We start from the raw sequence: 16,229 nt of genomic DNA on the forward strand, positions 1-16,229 counted from the left end.
ACGCCGCCGTGTCCCTACCCGGCTAGACCCGCGCGACCGCGGCGAGGGCCTCCGGCAGCGTGAACGCGCCGGCGTAGAGCGCCTTGCCGACGATGGACCCCTCGACGCCGTCGGAGGCCAGGCCCGCCAGCGCGACGAGGTCGGCCACGCTCGAGACCCCGCCCGAGGCGATCACCGGCGCGTCGGTGCGGGCGACGACGTCACGCAGCAGGTCGAGGTTCGGGCCGCGCAGCGTGCCGTCCTTGCCGACGTCGGTGACGACGTAGCGGGAGGCGCCGTCGCGGTCGAGCCGCTCGAGGACGTCCCACAGGTCGCCGCCGTCGGAGGTCCAGCCGCGGGCGGACAGCCGGTGCCCGGCCTCGGTGATCCGCACGTCGAGGCCGATCGCGACGCGGTCGCCGTACTCGCCGATGACCCGGGCGGTCCACTCCGGGTCTTCGAGGGCGGCGGTGCCGAGGTTGACCCGGCGCGCCCCGGTGGCCAGGGCGGCCTTCAGCGACGCGTCGTCGCGGATCCCGCCGGAGAGCTCGACCTGGACGTCGAGCTTGCCGACGACCTCGGCGAGCAGCTCCCGGTTGCTGCCCTTGCCGAAGGCGGCGTCGAGATCGACCAGGTGGATCCACTCGGCCCCGTCCCGCTGCCAGGCGAACGCGGCTTCGAGCGGGCTGCCATAGGAGGTCTCGGTACCGGCCTCGCCCTGGACGAGTCGCACGGCCTGGCCATCGGCCACATCAACGGCGGGAAGCAGCGTGAAAGTCACGCCGTCAACTGTAGGGCGGAGACCCCGATCACCCGGTCAGAGGGTCGCCAGCCAGTTGCGCAGCAGCTGCGCCCCGGCGTCGCCCGACTTCTCCGGGTGGAACTGCGTCGCCCACAGCGGCCCGTTTTCCACCGCCGCCACGAAGTCCTCGCCGTGGTGGGCCCACGTCACCTTCGGCTCCTGGCCGGGCAGCCCGTCCAGCTGCCACTTCCGCGCCGCGTAGGAGTGCACGAAGTAGAACCGCTCCTCCGGGTCGAGCCCCGCGAACAGCTGCGAATCCGCGGGCGCGCGCACCGTGTTCCAGCCCATGTGCGGCAGGACGTCGGCGTGCAGGCGGTCGACGACGCCGGGCCACTCGCCCGTGCCTTCGGTCTCTTCGCCGTGCTCGACGCCGCGGGCGAAGAGGATCTGCATGCCGACGCAGATGCCCAGGACCGGGCGGCCGCCGGCCAGGCGCTTGCCGATGATCCGGTGCCCGTGCACGTCCAGCAGCCCCGCCATGCAGGCGGAGTACGCGCCGACGCCCGGCACGACCAGGCCGTCGGCTTCGATCGCGGCCTGGGGGTCGGCGGTGACCTCGACGTCGGCCCCGGCGCGCGCCACCGCGCGTTCGGCGGAGCGGAGGTTGCCGGAACCGTAGTCGAGGATCACCACACGAGACACGCCACCCAGCGTAGCCGCCCCGCTCAGCGGCGCTCGAACGAATAGACGTCCGTCACCGTGTTGCACGGCGACGGCGGCACGACCTCCACCCGCAGCACGCCGGCGTCGTAGTCGACGCCTTCCGGGGTGAAGGTGCCGGTGCAGGTGCTGACCAGCGGGACCTGGCCGATCTCGTGCACCCGCGCGGTGACGTCACGGCCGGTCAGCGGGCGCGCGAGGTCGATCTGCAGCAGCTGGAGGTTCGTCGGGTACAGGTCGTTGTACGGGTCGCTGGTGGCGCAGATCAACGTCGTCACGCCGGTGAAGTCGCAGCCCTGGGCGCTGCGGATGTGGTGGTCGAGGTGGATCTCGGCGGCGACGGGGAGGTCACCCGCCTGCCGCGGGCCGCGCGGGTTGAGGAACGGCGTCGGGGAGACGTACAGGCGGTCGATCTCGCCGAGCGGGCCCGACACGAGCCACTGCCCGTCGGGGGTGGCCGCGACCTGCGCGTTCGCGTTGGCGGCCGGCTCGTCGGCCTGCAGCGGGTGGACGAACTCCGTCGTCGTCCCGTCGGGCCGGGTGACCAGGTACATCTTCGTCGCCGGCGCCGGGGTGCGGGTGTCCTGGTAGACGTCGAAGACGTAGCCGCGCAGCGAATCGGGGTCGCCGACGTGGCCCCAGCCCTCGTCCTTCAGGGGCTGCGGAATGGTGGCGCCGTTGCGGTAGACGAGCTCGGGGGCGTGGCCGGGCAGCCGGAGGGTCGTCAGGCCCTCCCCGCTGATGCGGTTCTCGACGCCGGTGTGGCCGGTCTGCTTCCAGCGGGTGCCGTGCGCGGTGGCGACGCCGGTGGCGGCGAGCAGGGTGGCGGCGGTGAGGGCGAGCAGACTTGCCGTCCGCAGTGCGCGCATGTGCGCTCCTCGGGAGTTGAGGCCTTGGCGGCGGCGAGGCGATTCTTCCACGGACGGGGCGCCGGCCGGAAGAATCTTGGCGAAGGCCGTTTGAGCGTCCCGCTCGCCGGGTATCAAGTCACCCGATCGTGTGGGTCCAGCCCGGCACGACCGGACGCCGGGAGGCGAAGATGGCCGAGGACGACCTGCTGTCCCAGATGCTGCACGCCTGGCGTGACGACATCGAAAGCGTGCCGTTTCCGCAGTTCAGCGAGCTGCTGATCCCCCGGCAGCAGGTCCGGCCTCGCTACCACCCGGGTGGATCTGCTGCCCGCGTGACGAACGCCACGCGGAGAACAGACGCCTGACTGTGGTTTCCTGCGGTGGCCGCATCGTCGCGTCCACCGGGAGCCCTCATGAGCAGCACCCCTGATCCGCACGACTTCCTCGACCTCGACGCCGGGCTCGCCGAGGAGGAACGCGCCATCCGCGACGCGGTGCGCGCGTACGCGAAGGACAACCTGCTCGACCACGTCGCCGACTGGTACGAGACGGGCGCGCTCCCCGCCGCCGAGCTCGCGAAGGGCTTCGGCTCGCTCGGCCTGCTCGGCATGCACCTGGAGGGCTACGGCTGCGCCGGCACCAGCGCCGTCGCGTACGGCATTGCGTGCCGCGAACTGGAGGCCGTCGACTCGGGCCTGCGCAGTTTCGTGTCGGTGCAGGGCTCGCTGGCGATGTACGCGATCCACAAGTGGGGCAGCGAGGAGCAGCGGCAGGAGTGGCTGCCGCGGATGGCCACCGGCGACGCGCTGGGCTGCTTCGGGCTGACCGAGCCGGACGCGGGCAGCGACCCCGGCTCGATGCGGACGCGTGCGGTGCGCAACGGGTCCGACTGGGTGCTCTCGGGCACGAAGATGTGGATCACCAACGGAACCGTCGCCGACGTCGCGGTCGTCTGGGCGCAGACCGACGACGGGATCCGCGGGTTCGTCGTCCCGACGTCGACACCGGGGTTCACCGCGAACGAGGTCAAGCACAAGCTGTCGCTGCGGGCGTCGCTGACCGCGGAACTGGTCCTGGACGGCGTCCGGTTGCCGGCGTCGGCCGCGTTCCCCGAGGTCCGCGGCCTGCGCGGGCCGCTGTCGTGCCTGAACGAGGCCCGCTACGGCATCCTGTTCGGCGTCGTCGGCGCGGCGCGCGCGTGCTACGAAGCCGCGTTGGAGTACACGCTGTCGCGTTCGCAGTTCGGCAAGCCCCTCGCGGGGTTCCAGCTGACGCAGCGCAAGCTCGCCGACCTGATCGTCGAGGTCAACCGCGCGGGGCTGGTGGCGCTGCAGATCGGCCGGCTGAAGGACGCCGGTTCGCTGCATCACAACCACGTCAGCTTCGGGAAGCTGGCGAACGTCCGGTCGGCGCTGGACGTGGCCCGCACGGCGCGGTCGATGCTCGGCGCGAACGGGATTTCGCTGGAGTACCCGGTGATGCGGCACATGGCGAACCTCGAGACGGTGCTGACGTACGAAGGCACCGAGGAGATGCACGCGCTGTCACTCGGTCAGGCGGTCACGGGGCTCGCGGCGTTCCGCTGATCCGTTTTTGTCGGTGGTGCCCGCTAGCTTCGGCGGCATGACCTTCTCCGACTTCGAAACCGTGCTGGAACTGCGGCGCTACACCCTGCACCCGGGCCGTCGTGACGAGCTGATCGAGCTGTTCGAACGCGAGTTCGTCGAGCCGCAGGAAGCGGCCGGTGCGCACCTGTTCGGGCTGTTCCGGTCGCGGGCGGCCCCGGACGAGTTCGTGTGGCTGCGCGGTTTCCGCTCGATGGCCGGGCGCAAGGCGGCGCTCGAGGAGTTCTACTTCGGGCCGGTGTGGAAGGAGCACCGGTCGGCGGCGAACGCGACGATGATCGACTCGGACGACGTCCTGCTGCTGCGCCCGGTGGCCGGCGGCCTCACCGCGCCACCACCCGGCGCGGAGCTGTACGTGACAGTTTCGCCGCCCGCGCCCCCGCCCGGTCCGGTGTTCGCGGCGTTCGAGACGGAGCCGGCGGAGAACACGTTCCCGCAGCTGCCGGTCCGCACCGACGGCCCGTTCGCGGTGTGGTTCAGCCGCGCGCCGGTGTCGGAGGCGTCGGTCCGGCTGGAGCCGACGTCACGATCGCTGCTCCGGTGAAAGGAACTCGACGAGGCCCCGGGGGTACAGGATCCGGCGGCCGTCCCGGAACTCGGCCAGCTCGACCCACCGGGCGGTGGCGGGATCGTCGAGGATCTTCATTTCCTCACGCCGGTAGCGGCTTTCGTCGGCGAATTCGGCTTCGTACAGGAAGGTGATCTCGTGCCCGGGCCGGCCACGCCAGGTGAAGACGTTCTCGAGCACGCCGAGGAGCGCGTGCACGGTGATCTCGGCGTCGAGTTCCTCCCGGAACTCGCGCACGAGCGCGTCCGCGCTGTGTTCCCCGAACTCGATCCCGCCGCCGAGCGGGCGGCAGTAGGTCTCGCCCTTGACGTCGTCGTGCGCTTCGAAAACCAGAAGGGCGGTCCCGCGGCGGATGACGGCGAGGACGATCGGCCGGATCGAGGGCATGGCGCCACGCTACCGGCCGGCCCCCAGGAAGTCCCGGATGGACATTCCCAGCGAGCCGGCGTCCAGGCCGTGGGCCAGGTCGTGGTCCGCGATGTCCCCGTACGAGCGGATTTCGACGTCGCGCCGGACCCCGAGGGCCTTCACCCGGTGCGGCACCTCGGAAAGCGCGTCCGCCACGCAGTGCGCCGACGTCCCGGCGAGGTACGGCTCCACCAGCACCACGTCCGGGGCGGCGTCGAGGACCGCCGCCCGCAGGCGGGCGCCGTCGAACGGGCGGATCGTCGAGGCGTACAGCACCGTCACGTCCAGGCCCGCCGTCGCGCGCAGGACGCGGTCCAGCACCGGTCCCACCGCCACCACCACGCCCCGGGATCCCTCGCGCAGCCTCGTGAAACCGACGCCCAGGTGCGCGGAAGCGTTCTCCTGCGCCGAAAGCCGCAGGTACACGCGGCCGTCGCCCGGGATCGACTCCAGCAGCAGGCGGCGGGCCTCCGCCGGGTGGCCCGGCACGTGGACCGTCCAGTCGGGCAGGGAATCGATCAGGGCCACGTCGGCCGGGGACTGGTGCGTGCGGCCCGCCGTCGGCATGTCGTACGAGGCGCCCCACGAGACCAGGACACCGCCCACGTCCTGGTGCGAGAAGTCGAGCTTGATCTGCTCGAACGCGCGCTCCACCAGGAACGACGGGAACGTGTGCACGATCGGCCGCAGCCCGGCCAGCGCCAGGCCGGCGCCCGTGCTGACCAGCAGCTGTTCGCGGATGCCGACGTTGATCACGCGGTCCGGGTGGCGCTGCGCGGCGCCGGCGAGCTGCGCGGCCGAGATGTCGGCCAGCACGACCGCGACGTCCGGGTCCGCGTCGATGATCCGTTCGGTGGTGGCGAGGAATTCTTCGCGCATCGGCAGCCTGGTCAGCCTTTCGGTTCGACGACGGCGACGACGGCCAGCGGCCGGCCGGGGTGGGGGGTGGTGAAGGCGTCGTAGAGGGCGTCGTGGTCGCGGCCGGACACCGTGCGGGTTTCCCAGCCTTCGACGGCGAAGCGGCGGGCGATCCCGCCCGGCCAGCCGCGCGTCGACGACTGGTTGTCGATCACCACGGTGGTCAGGTTTTCGAGGCCGGCCCGTGCCGCGACGACGATCGCCTCGTGGTTCGAGCCCTCGTCCAGTTCGGCGTCGCCGACGAGCGTCACGACCTTCGCCCGCGTCAGCCCGCGGGCCCGCAGGCCGAGCGCGGTGCCGAAGGCGATCGGGAGGCCGTGGCCGAGCGAGCCGCTGGAGATTTCGACGCCGGGGATGCGGCGCCGGTCGGGGTGGTGGCCGAGCCGCGACACCGGGTCGGACCACGTCGCCAGCTCCGCTTCGGCGATGAAGCCCTTCGCGGTGAGCACGGCGTAGTACGCCATCGGACCGTGCCCCTTGGAGAGCAGGAAGCGGTCGCGGCCGGGCTCGCGGAAGTTTTCGGTCGTGACGTCGAGGACGCGGTCGTAGAGCACCCAGATGACGTCCAAAGTGGACTCGGCGGCGGCGCTGTGCTTTTCGTCGCCGGTCATCAGCGCGATCAGCCGCGGCAGGTCGGCGTAGCCGGGTTCGGTCACAGTGGTCATGACCCGACGATGCAACCTCGACTAAACTCGAAGTCAAGGATAGCCTGACCTGGTGACCAGGCTCGCTGAACATCTCAGCATCGGACAGGTGGCGGAACGCAGCGGGGTTCCGCACACGGCACTGCGGTTCTACGAGGAGAAGGGGCTGATCAGTTCGGAGCGGTCGGCGGGCAACCAGCGTCGCTACGCGCGCTCGGTGCTGCGCCGGATCGCGTTCATCCGCGCCGCGCAACGCGTCGGGCTTTCGCTCGAGGACATCAGCTCGGCCCTGGCGACGCTTCCGGTGGACCACGCCCCGACGAAGGCCGACTGGGCGCGGCTGTCGCGTGACTGGCAGCACGAGCTCGACGCCCGGATCGACGCCCTGCAACGCCTTCGCGACCGGCTCACCGGCTGCGTCGGGTGCGGTTGCCTGTCCCTGCGCAGCTGCGCGTTGTACAACAACGACGACGAGCTGGCCCGGTTCGGCCCGGGCGCGAGCAAACTGCGCCCGGCCGTCGAAGGCGGCATCTAAACCGCTTGCGGGCGGGGAGGATGCTGGAAGGGCAATGAACGAAAAGCACCTGATCCGCATCTCCAAGCGCATGGCGAAGCACCTGCGCCACGACCCGGCCGCGGCCGGCCTCACCCTCTCCCCCGACGGCTGGGCACTGGTCGACGCGCTCCTGCGCGCCCTGTCGATCACGCGCGAGGACCTCGACGAGGTGGTCGAGCGGAACAACAAGCGCCGCTTCGCCTTCGACGAAACGGGAACGCGCATCCGCGCGAGCCAGGGCCACAGCGTGGCGGTCGACCTCGGCCTGCCGGACGCAATCCCCCCGGAGATCCTCTACCACGGCACGGTGTCGCACTTCCTCGACGCGATCTTCCACGAGGGCCTGCGCCCGATGAACCGCCACGCGGTCCACCTGTCGGCAACGATCGACACGGCCCACGCGGTGGGCGCCCGCCGCGGCAAGCCGGTGATCCTCCGCGTGGACGCGGCCGCGATGACCGCCGCCGCCCACACCTTCCAGGTAAGCGCCAACGGAGTCTGGCTCACCCCGGCAGTCCCACCGCAGTACCTCTCCCGCCCCGCCTGATGCCCCACCAATCACGAATGATGCCCCACCAATCACACGAGATACCCGCCTGATCACACGAACCGACCGCCCGGGTACACGAACCGACCACCCGGGTACACGAACCGACCACCCGGGTACGCGAGCCGACCTCCTGGGTACGCGAGTCGCGTGATCAAAGCCGGAACTCGCGTGCTTGGGCGCGCATCTCGCGTGATCAGCCGGGCATCTCGCGTGCTTGCGCGGGCATCTCGCGTGTTTGCGGGGGCATCACTGCCGTCAGAAGGTGACGACCGGGGTGATGGTTCGGCGGCGGGGGCGGCCGAGGAGGCGGCGGCCCACGTCCAGCAGTTCCGTGCGCAGCTCGTCGTCGCCCAGGGCGGCCAGATCCGGGGAGCCGCCGGCCATTGCGATGCCTGTCAAGGTCACCAGGGCGTTGACGCGGGCCGTCGTGTCCGGGGCCGGGCCGGAGAGGATTCCCAGCAGCGCCTGGCCGAAGCCTTCCATTCCGCCGTGGGCCGACTTCTCGATCGCGCGGGCGATGCCCGGGTCGCTCGAAAACAGCGCCACCAGCGTCCGGTGGCGGATCACCAGGTCGACGAACCCCTCCAGCAGCAGGTCCACCTGCGCGCCGCGGCGCTTCTGGGCGGCCGCGCGGCGGACCAGCTCGTCCAGGTCGCGGACGCCCGGCTCGGCGACCGCCTCGGTGATCTCCGCCTTGGTCTTGAAGTGGTAGTACACCGCCGCCTTCGTGATGCCCAGCGCGTCCGCGATCATCTGCAGCGACGTGCCCTCGACCCCGTGTTCGGTGAACAGGCGCAGCGCGGTCTGCAGCAGTCGGGTCCGGGTGTCCTCGGCCGGGCCGGCGGTCATTCTTCCTCCTCAGCGAGCCGTCGGAGCCTACGTCACGCCCTGTCGATCGGCAAACCGTCTTCCTAGCCGAACGGCTAGGAACAAACCTTGCTGTTCGGCAAGTCACATACTTGCCGATCGGCTTGGAGTCACCCTTGCCGATCGGCTAGCTTGGAAAAGACCCTGTGGAGTGACCTGACCCCGTTCGGGCGAAACGGAGCTGACTCGTGGCGACCTTCCTGTACCGGCTGGGCCGGTTCTCCTTCCGGCGGAAAGCGCTGGTCGCGGCCGTCTGGGCGGCCGTGCTCGTGGCGCTCGGCCTGGGCGCGCTGACGCTGTCGGGCCAGCTGTCGAACTCGGTGACGATCCCGGGCACCGAGTCGCAGCGGGCGGTCGACCAGCTCACCGAGAAGTTCCCGCAGGCCAACGCGGGTGGCGCCACCGCGCGCGTGGTCATCGAGGCTCCGGCCGGGACCACCGTGACCGACGCGAAGGGCAAGGCTGCCGTCGAGACCCTCGTCGGGCAGCTGAAGACGGCCCCGAAGGTCGCCGTCGTCGTCGACCCGTTCCAGGCGCAGTCCATCTCACCCGATCGGCGCGTCGCCCTCGCCCAGGTCAGTTACGGAGCGAAGGCGTACGAGCTCACCGCCGAGGACCGCCAGGCGTTGCAGGCGCCGGCCGACGCGGCCCGGGCGGCCGGGTTCACCGTCGAGTTCGGCGGCGACGCCGTGCAGGGTGTGCCCGCGACCGGCGCCACCGAGGGGCTGGGCGTGGCCGTTGCCGCCATCGTGCTGATCATCACCTTCGGCTCGCTGGTCGCGGCCGGGATCCCGCTGCTCACCGCGCTGATCGGGGTCGGCACCGGGATGGGCGGCATCTTCCTCGCCTCCGGGTTCCTCGAGCTCAACTCGAACACGCCGATCCTGGCGCTGATGATCGGCCTCGCGGTCGGCATCGACTACGCGCTGTTCATCGTGTCGCGCTACCGGCACGAGCTGAGCATCGGCCGCGACCCCGAAGAAGCCGCCGGGCGCGCCGCGGGCACCGCCGGGTCCGCCGTCGTGTTCGCCGGGCTCACCGTGATCATCGCGCTGGCCGGGCTCACCGTGGTCGGCATTCCGTTCCTCGGCCAGATGGGCGTCGCCGCCGCCGTCACCGTCGCGATCGCCGTGCTCATCGCCCTGACGCTGCTGCCCGCGATCCTCGGATTCGCCGGTGCCCGGGTCGCCGGCGGCCGCATCCGGCTGCGTCGCAAGCCGGTCGAAACGACGCACGGCGAGCGTTGGGCGCGGTTCGTCGCCCGCCACCGGATCCCGGTGCTGCTCGTCGCGCTGGCCGGGATGGCGGTGGTCGCGCTGCCCGCGCTGAGCATGCAGCTCGGCCTGCCCAACGACAGCACCGCGGCGCCCGAGTCGACGCAGAAGAAGGCCTACGACATCGCCAGCCGCAGCTTCGGCGAAGGCTCCAACGGGCCGCTCCTGGTCGTCGTCGACGTCTCCGCGAGCGCCAACCGCCAGGCCGCGCTCGGCCAGGCCGCGGCCGGCATCCAGAAGCTGCCCGACGTCGCCGCCGTCACGCCGCCGCGCGTCAACCAGGCCGGTGACACGGCGCTGCTGACGGTGATCCCGAAGAGCGGCCCGAGCAGCACGCAGACCGAAGACCTGGTGGCCGCGATCCGCGCCGAATCCGGCAAGCTGGACGCGAAGCTGGCGGTGACAGGCCAGACCGCGGCGAACATCGACGTCTCCGAGAAGCTGTCGGACGCGATGCTGCCGTACCTGGCGCTGATCGTCGGGCTGGCGTTCGTGCTGCTGATGCTGGTGTTCCGCTCGGTGGTGGTGCCGCTGAAGGCGACGATCGGCTTCCTCGGCTCGGTCGCGGCGACGTTCGGCGCGGTGGTCGCGGTGTTCCAGTGGGGCTGGCTGACCGACCTGCTCGGCGTCGAGTCGACCGGCCCGATCATGAGCATGCTGCCGATCCTGCTGATCGGCGTGCTGTTCGGGCTGGCGATGGACTACCAGGTGTTCCTGGTGACGCGCATGCGCGAGGAGCACGTGCACGGGGCGGAGCCGCAGGAGGCGATGGTCACCGGCTTCCGCCACGGCGCGCGGGTCGTCGTCGCGGCGGCGCTGATCATGATCAGCGTGTTCGCCGGGTTCGTGCTGGCGGAGTCGTCGCTGATCCAGTCGATCGGCTTCGCGCTGGCGTTCGGCGTGCTGGTGGACGCGTTCGTGGTCCGCATGACGCTGGTCCCGGCGGTGATGTCCCTGCTGGGCCGCGGCGCGTGGTGGCTGCCGAAGTGGCTGGACCGGGTGCTGCCGGACGTCGACGTGGAGGGCGAGAAGCTCACGAAGCAGCTCGACGAGCCCGAAGAGCGGGAACTGGTCGGCGCGAACCGCTGACCCTGGTTGTCCACAACCCCGCGGGGTTGTGGACAACCAGGCTTCGGCCACGGGTTTTGTCCGGCCCTGCCGGCCCCACACCCTGCGCCCGGTCGACGTCGGCGACGAGACGCTGGCGGAGCTGGAGGTGCTGGTCGGGTTCGACCACGACCTGTCCGGCGAAGCCACCCACATCGCGAACCGCATCCGTGGCCTGCTCACCGGTATCCACCCCGCCCGGACCACGGATCTCCCATCCGGCGGTGCTGGAGATCCTTTCCCGCTGCGGCGGCCCGCGGCCGGCATCGCCAAGGCCGGCTGCCGCAAACCCACTGCGATCGCGAAGGTCCACGCTCCCCGCATGAGCGAGCGGGACATCCGGCCACCTACGCCGGCATCGGCCCCCGGTCACCCACCGCTCCGGAACCAACATCACGAGCGAGCACCCGCAAGGACCGGCAACCGCCGGCTCAACCGCGCGTTCTTCCTCGCCGCCTTCGCCGCCCTGTCGGCCGCGCCTACTCCGACCGCAAACGAGCCAAAGGCGGCACCACCCGGGAAGGCGGGAGCCGACTCAGCCGCCCAGGTTGACCGCCCGGCGCACATCATCGGCATACGCCGCCGGCTGTTCCCACGCTGCGAAGTGGCCGCCTTCCCCGTGTTCCACGTACTCCCGGATGTTCAGGAACGCCTCGGCGTAGCTCCGCGGCTCCGGTTTGGTGTCGCGCCGGAACACCGAAAGCACGGTTGGCGTGTCGATCCGGGCCGGGAGGGCCGCCGGTTCGGTGTACGTGGCGAACGAGGTTCCGATCGTGCCGGTGACCCAGTAGGCCGTGATCCAGGTGAGCAGCTCGTCCGTGGTGAACGCCCCTGCGCCGGACCAGGACTCGAGTTTCTCCGCGATCCACGCCGCCAGGCCGGCGGGTGAGTCGCCGAGGGCGATCGTGAGGGTGTTCGGGCGGGTCGACTGCTCGGCGATGTACCCGCCCTCCGCGCGGAACCACTGCCCCGCGCGGGCGAGGTAGGCCGCCGCGTCGGGTGCGAGGCGTGCCGGGTCGGCCGTCAGGGCGCGCTGTGGGGCGACGTTCGTCAGGTGGAGGGCAGCCACCCGGTCCGGGTACCCGCCCGCGAGGATCTCCGCGACCGTGCCACCCACGTCGCCGCCGGACACCGTGTACCGCGCGTAACCGAGCTCGGCGAGCGCGGCCGCGATGATGCCGGCCATCCGGGCCGCCGACATCCCGGGCGTGGACAGCGGCGCCGCGAACGGGAAGCCCGGCAGCGCGGGCACCACCACGTGCACGTCGGCGAGCAGCGGCAGGACGCGCTCGAACCGCAGCACCGAATCCGGCCAGCCGTGCAGCAGCACCACGGCCGGCGCGCCGGGATCCGCGGACCGCTGGTGGATGACCCGCAGGTCGGTGCCCTCCGCGCGTACCGTCGCCCACGGGTACTCGCCGATGCGGCGCTCGTGCACGGCCCAGTCGTACCCGTTCGCCCAGCGTTCGAGGAGCGCGTCGAGGCGGGTGCCGCCAAAGCCGCGCGTGCCGTCTTCACCCCACGGGGTCGTGACCCGCCGCGTCCGCCGGAGCCGGTCGCGCATCTCGTCGTCCATGTGTATCAGCGTACACATCATGTGTATGCTCGTACACATGATTTCGCGCGACGCGACCGCCACCCGGCAGCGGATCCTCGAGCACGCCCGGCGCCAGTTCGCCCGGCACGGGTACACGGCGGTCACGGTCAAGGGCGTGGCCGACGCCGCCGGCGTGTCCCCCAACCTCATCACGCGCTACTTCGGCGGCAAGGACGGCCTTTTCCTGGCCGCCACCCGCGTGGAGATCCCGGTCGCGGACTCCTTCGACGGCGACCGCGAAACGCTGGGGGCCCGGCTCGCGGCGAACATCGTCCGGCGCTGGTCCGCCGCCCCGGGCGAGGATCCGCTGCTCGTGCTGCACCGGGCGGCCGGCGAACGCCCGGAGGCGGCCGAGGCGCTGGCCGCGTTCCTCGACACGAACTCGCTGGAACCGCTGCACCGCTACCTGCGCGACAGCGGCCTCGACGACGCGGACGCCCGCACCCGGGCCGCGGCGATCGACGCCTTCGTCCTCGGCGTTTCGACGCGGCGCCGGGTGCTGCGGTCCGAACTCGGCGATCCCGCCGAGCTCGAGGCGTGGCTGGGCGCCACCATCCAGCGGCTCGCCGACGGGTGAAGGCCTAGCTGGCGAACCAGAAGATCGCACCACCGATCGCGAGCAGGGCCGCGACGCCCAGCACCACCGCCATGAACTTCGCCGTCTTCCACGTCGAATAGACGCCGCCCACGAGGAAACCACCGAGGGCGAGCAGGAGCACGCCGACGACTCCGTTGTTCACAGGACGCCCTTCGTGGAGGGGATGCCGCCCGCGCGCGGGTCCGGCTCGGTCGCCGCGCGCAGCGCCCGGGCCACCGCCTTGTACTCCGCCTCCGCGATGTGGTGCGGGTCGCGGCCGTGGATCACCCGCACGTGCAGCGCGATCTGCGCGTGGAACGCCAGCGAGTCGAACACGTGCCGCGTCAGCACGAACGGGTAGTTGCCGCCGATCGTGAAGGTGGTGAACTGCTCGGGCTCGCCCACGTGCACGCAGTACGGCCGGCCCGAGACGTCGACGGCCGCGTGGGCCAGGGTTTCGTCCATCGGGATCCACGCGTCACCGAAGCGGCGGATGCCGCTCTTGTCGCCCAGGGCCTGGCGGATCGCCTGGCCCAGGACGATCGCCGTGTCCTCCACCGTGTGGTGGGCGTCGATGTGGACGTCGCCGGTGGCCTCGACCTTCAGGTTCAGCGAGCCGTGGACGCCGAACGCCGTCAGCATGTGGTCGTAGAACGGGACGCCGGTCGAGATCTCGACCTCGCCCGTGCCGTCGAGGTCCAGCTGCACGAAGATCGAGGACTCCTTGGTGGTCCGTTCGACCTTGCCGATGCGGGTCATCGGGAAACTTCCTTACTCGCCTCGAGGAAGGCGTCGTTCTCTTCCGGGGTGCCGATGCTGACGCGCAGGTGACCGGGGATGCCCGGGTCGCGGACCAGCACCCCGCGGTCCAAATAGGACTGCCAGGCCGCGTGCGGGTCGCCGAACCGTCCGAAGAGGACGAAGTTCGAGTCGCTCGGCACCGGGTCGTAGCCCAGGCCCGCCAGTGCTTCCACGACGCGGTCGCGTTCCGCGGCCAGCTTGTGCACACTGTCCAAAGTGGCGTCCGCGTGCCGCAGGGCCGCGCGCGCCGCCGCCTGGGTCAGTCGCGAGAGGTGGTACGGCAGGCGGACCAGCTGCAGCGCGTCGACCACCGCCGGCGCCGCCGCCAGGTAGCCCAGCCGGCCGCCCGCGAACGCGAACGCCTTGCTCATCGTGCGCGAGACGATCAACGACGACGGGTAGTCCGCCAGCAGCGAGACCGCGCTCGGCTGCGACGAGAACTCCGCGTACGCCTCGTCGACCACCACGATCCCGGTGGCCGCATCGAGCAGAGCGCGCAGCTCGGAAAGCGGGATCGAGCCGCCGGTCGGGTTGTTCGGGCTGGTGACGAACACGACGTCCGGCCGCTTCGAACGCACGAGAGCCGCCGCCGCGGCCGTGTCCAGCGAGAAGTCGTCCCGGCGCGGCGCCGGGACCCACTCGGTGCGGGTGCCGGACGCGATGATCGGGTGCATCGAGTACGACGGCTCGAACCCCAGCGCGCTGCGCCCGGGACCGCCGAACGCCTGCAGGATCTGCTGCAGCACCTCGTTGGACCCGTTCGCCGCCCAGACGTTCGCCTCCGACAGCACCACCCGCGTCGACACGCTCAGGTAGTCGGCCAGGTCCTGCCGCAACGCCACCGCGTCGCGGTCCGGGTAGCGGTGCAGCTCGGCGGCTTCGAGCCGGACCGCTTCGGCGACGTCCGCGATCAGCTCGGGCGGCGGCGGGTACGGGTTCTCGTTGGTGTTGAGCCGGACCGGGACGTCCAGCTGCGGCGCGCCGTACGGCGACTTGCCGCGCAGGTCGTCGCGCAGCGGCAGCTGGTCCAGGGTGACCTCTTCGCCGATCGCCATCAGAGCGAACCCCCGAAGCGCGCGGTGACGGCCTCGCCGTGCGCGGGCAGGTCCTCGGCGTCGGCCAGCGCGACGACGCGGCCGGCCACCTCGCGCAAGGCGTCCTCGCTGTAGTCCACGACGTGGATGCCCTTGAGGAAGCTCTGCACGGACAGGCCCGAGGAGTGGCGGGCGAACCCGCCGGTGGGCAGCACGTGGTTGGACCCGGCGCAGTAGTCGCCGAGCGAAACCGGGGCGTACGCGCCGACGAAGATCGCGCCCGCGTTGCGGACCCGGGCCGCGACCGCGCGCGCGTCCGCCGTCTGGATCTCCAGGTGCTCGGCGGCGTAGGCGTCGACCACGCGCAGCCCGTCATCCACTGTGGACACCAGGATGATGCCGGACTGCTTGCCGCCCAGCGCTTCGGCGACGCGTTCCGAGTGCTTCGTCGCCGCGACGCGGTCGGCCAGTTCCTGGTCGACGGCGTCGGCCAGCTCGGCCGACGTCGTCACCAGGACGCTCGCCGCGAGGGGGTCGTGCTCGGCCTGGCTGATCAGGTCGGCGGCGACGTGCACCGGGTCGGCCGTCTCGTCGGCGAGGATGGCGATCTCGGTCGGCCCGGCTTCGGAGTCGATGCCGATCAGGCCGCGCAGCAGGCGCTTCGCCGCGGTCAGGTAGATGTTGCCCGGGCCGGTGACGACGTCGACGGGGGTGAGTTCGGCGCCGTCGGTGTCCGTGCCGCCGTACGCCAGCAGCGCGACGGCCTGCGCGCCGCCGGCCGCCCACACCTCGTCGACGCCGAGGAGCTCGGCCGCGGCGAGGATGGTCGGGTGCGGCAGCCCGCCGAACGCGGCCTGCGGCGGCGAGCAGACGACCAGCGAGCCGACGCCGGCGATCTGCGCCGGGACGACGTTCATCACCACGGTCGAGGGGTACACGGCCAGCCCGCCCGGGGCGTACAGCCCGACGCGCTCGACCGGCACCCACTTCTCGGTCACCGTGCCGCCGTCGACGACCGTGGTCGTGACGTCGGTGCGGCGCTGCTCGGCGTGCACCTTCCGGGCGCGGGTGATCGACTCCTCCAGCGCGGCACGCACGGCCGGGTCCAGCTCCGCCAGCGCCTGCGTCAGCGAAGCACGCGGCACGCGCACGGACGCCGGGCGCACCTTGTCGAACTTTTCGGTGTACTCGAGGACGGCTTCGACACCGCGGGCGCGGACCGCCTCGACCACCGGGCGCACGTGGTGCAGCGCCGCGTCCACGTCGTATTCGGCGCGGGGGAGCTTGGCGCGCAGTTCGGCGGCGGTCGGGACCTGCCCGCGCAGGTCGGTGCGGTTCAACATGTCCTCCAGGGTACGAGGTCACGCCCAGCCGGTTTTCAGCGATACTCCCCGGTGACGGCCGATCCCAG

19 protein-coding genes and 1 pseudogene are annotated in these 16,229 nt (G+C 71.6%); 8 read left to right on the forward strand and 12 right to left on the reverse strand.

Features of this window, described 5'->3' with window-relative positions; all coding sequences use genetic code 11:
- Positions 1-22: 22 nt before the first annotated feature.
- Genes priA through ABZW17_RS17510 form a run of 3 tightly spaced genes read right to left on the reverse strand, consistent with a single transcriptional unit; the run spans position 23 to position 2,310 of the window.
- A complete protein-coding gene (gene priA, locus ABZW17_RS17500) occupies positions 23-760 on the reverse strand; it encodes a bifunctional 1-(5-phosphoribosyl)-5-((5-phosphoribosylamino)methylideneamino)imidazole-4-carboxamide isomerase/phosphoribosylanthranilate isomerase PriA (RefSeq protein WP_354814470.1) in 738 nt (245 codons plus the stop codon).
- A 36-nt stretch (positions 761-796) separates the two neighbouring features.
- Complete coding sequence (gene hisH, locus ABZW17_RS17505; protein WP_354814586.1) at positions 797-1,414, reverse strand: imidazole glycerol phosphate synthase subunit HisH; 618 nt, start codon at positions 1,412-1,414, stop codon at positions 797-799.
- A 32-nt stretch (positions 1,415-1,446) separates the two neighbouring features.
- Positions 1,447-2,310 carry a hypothetical protein gene (locus ABZW17_RS17510; protein ID WP_354814472.1) on the reverse strand — a complete coding sequence of 288 codons (864 nt, stop codon included), beginning with the start codon at positions 2,308-2,310 and terminating at the stop codon, positions 1,447-1,449.
- Positions 2,311-2,480: 170 nt separating this feature from the next.
- On the opposite strand from ABZW17_RS17510, the gene ABZW17_RS17515 reads away from it, so the two are divergent.
- From ABZW17_RS17515 to ABZW17_RS17525, 3 genes are read left to right on the forward strand one after another with little or no spacing between them, the layout of a single operon-like run.
- Entirely contained in the window at positions 2,481-2,657 is a 177-nt protein-coding gene (locus ABZW17_RS17515; protein ID WP_354814474.1) for a hypothetical protein, read from the forward strand.
- Positions 2,658-2,705: 48 nt separating this feature from the next.
- Positions 2,706-3,878 carry an acyl-CoA dehydrogenase family protein gene (locus ABZW17_RS17520; protein ID WP_354814476.1) on the forward strand — a complete coding sequence of 391 codons (1,173 nt, stop codon included), beginning with the start codon at positions 2,706-2,708 and terminating at the stop codon, positions 3,876-3,878.
- A gap of 37 nt (positions 3,879-3,915) precedes the next feature.
- The gene (locus tag ABZW17_RS17525; protein WP_354814478.1) at positions 3,916-4,461 is read left to right on the forward strand and encodes an NIPSNAP family protein; all 546 of its coding nucleotides are present in this window, start codon (positions 3,916-3,918) and stop codon (positions 4,459-4,461) included.
- Here ABZW17_RS17525 and ABZW17_RS17530 read toward each other — a convergent pair.
- Genes ABZW17_RS17530 through ABZW17_RS17540 form a run of 3 tightly spaced genes read right to left on the reverse strand, consistent with a single transcriptional unit; the run spans position 4,441 to position 6,476 of the window.
- Entirely contained in the window at positions 4,441-4,872 is a 432-nt protein-coding gene (locus ABZW17_RS17530) for an NUDIX hydrolase (RefSeq protein WP_354814480.1), read from the reverse strand. The two genes, ABZW17_RS17525 and ABZW17_RS17530, sit on opposite strands and share 21 nt — an antisense overlap.
- 9 nt (positions 4,873-4,881) lie before the next feature.
- Positions 4,882-5,778, reverse strand: a complete 897-nt coding sequence (locus tag ABZW17_RS17535) for a transketolase (RefSeq protein ID WP_354814588.1) — start codon at positions 5,776-5,778, stop codon at positions 4,882-4,884.
- 5 nt (positions 5,779-5,783) lie between these two features.
- Positions 5,784-6,476: a thiamine pyrophosphate-dependent enzyme gene (locus tag ABZW17_RS17540; RefSeq protein WP_354814482.1), complete on the reverse strand. Its 693-nt coding sequence runs from the start codon at positions 6,474-6,476 to the stop codon at positions 5,784-5,786.
- A gap of 52 nt (positions 6,477-6,528) precedes the next feature.
- Between ABZW17_RS17540 and soxR the strand changes: the two genes are divergently transcribed.
- On the forward strand, positions 6,529-6,990 hold the full coding sequence (soxR, locus tag ABZW17_RS17545) for a redox-sensitive transcriptional activator SoxR (RefSeq protein ID WP_354814484.1): 462 nt from the start codon (positions 6,529-6,531) through the stop codon (positions 6,988-6,990).
- A 34-nt stretch (positions 6,991-7,024) separates the two neighbouring features.
- Positions 7,025-7,558 (forward strand): RNA 2'-phosphotransferase, encoded by a 534-nt coding sequence (locus ABZW17_RS17550; protein WP_354814486.1) that lies wholly within the window; start codon positions 7,025-7,027, stop codon positions 7,556-7,558.
- 258 nt (positions 7,559-7,816) lie between these two features.
- Here ABZW17_RS17550 and ABZW17_RS17555 read toward each other — a convergent pair whose 3' ends face one another.
- Positions 7,817-8,410: a TetR family transcriptional regulator gene (locus tag ABZW17_RS17555; RefSeq protein ID WP_354814488.1), complete on the reverse strand. Its 594-nt coding sequence runs from the start codon at positions 8,408-8,410 to the stop codon at positions 7,817-7,819.
- 206 nt (positions 8,411-8,616) lie between these two features.
- On the opposite strand from ABZW17_RS17555, the gene ABZW17_RS17560 reads away from it, so the two are divergent.
- Together ABZW17_RS17560 and ABZW17_RS17565 are read left to right on the forward strand one after the other, a co-directional pair.
- Positions 8,617-10,791, forward strand: a complete 2,175-nt coding sequence (locus ABZW17_RS17560) for an MMPL family transporter (RefSeq protein ID WP_354814490.1) — start codon at positions 8,617-8,619, stop codon at positions 10,789-10,791.
- Positions 10,792-10,864: 73 nt separating this feature from the next.
- Positions 10,865-11,134, forward strand: a pseudogene (locus ABZW17_RS17565) (transposase); the annotation flags it as partial.
- A gap of 210 nt (positions 11,135-11,344) precedes the next feature.
- Here the strand turns inward: ABZW17_RS17565 and ABZW17_RS17570 are convergent.
- Positions 11,345-12,385 carry an epoxide hydrolase family protein gene (locus tag ABZW17_RS17570; RefSeq protein ID WP_354814492.1) on the reverse strand — a complete coding sequence of 347 codons (1,041 nt, stop codon included), beginning with the start codon at positions 12,383-12,385 and terminating at the stop codon, positions 11,345-11,347.
- A gap of 37 nt (positions 12,386-12,422) precedes the next feature.
- On the opposite strand from ABZW17_RS17570, the gene ABZW17_RS17575 reads away from it, so the two are divergent.
- On the forward strand, positions 12,423-12,983 hold the full coding sequence (locus tag ABZW17_RS17575; protein WP_354814494.1) for a helix-turn-helix domain-containing protein: 561 nt from the start codon (positions 12,423-12,425) through the stop codon (positions 12,981-12,983).
- Between the two features lie 4 nt (positions 12,984-12,987).
- Here ABZW17_RS17575 and ABZW17_RS17580 read toward each other — a convergent pair whose 3' ends face one another.
- Genes ABZW17_RS17580 through hisD form a run of 4 tightly spaced genes read right to left on the reverse strand, consistent with a single transcriptional unit; the run spans position 12,988 to position 16,161 of the window.
- Positions 12,988-13,146: a hypothetical protein gene (locus tag ABZW17_RS17580; protein ID WP_354814496.1), complete on the reverse strand. Its 159-nt coding sequence runs from the start codon at positions 13,144-13,146 to the stop codon at positions 12,988-12,990.
- Entirely contained in the window at positions 13,143-13,742 is a 600-nt protein-coding gene (hisB, locus tag ABZW17_RS17585) for an imidazoleglycerol-phosphate dehydratase HisB (protein WP_354814498.1), read from the reverse strand. The genes ABZW17_RS17580 and hisB overlap by 4 nt, the downstream gene beginning before the upstream one ends.
- The gene (locus tag ABZW17_RS17590) at positions 13,739-14,839 is read right to left on the reverse strand and encodes a histidinol-phosphate transaminase (RefSeq protein ID WP_354814500.1); all 1,101 of its coding nucleotides are present in this window, start codon (positions 14,837-14,839) and stop codon (positions 13,739-13,741) included. Before ABZW17_RS17590 ends, hisB begins: the two co-directional genes overlap by 4 nt.
- Positions 14,839-16,161, reverse strand: coding sequence for a histidinol dehydrogenase (gene hisD, locus ABZW17_RS17595; protein WP_354814502.1), 1,323 nt, complete (start codon positions 16,159-16,161; stop codon positions 14,839-14,841). The genes ABZW17_RS17590 and hisD overlap by 1 nt, the downstream gene beginning before the upstream one ends.
- Positions 16,162-16,229: the final 68 nt, after the last annotated feature.

Origin of the sequence: Amycolatopsis sp. NPDC004625 (genome assembly GCF_040609695.1) — a bacterium.
Taxonomy (GTDB): domain Bacteria; phylum Actinomycetota; class Actinomycetes; order Mycobacteriales; family Pseudonocardiaceae; genus Amycolatopsis.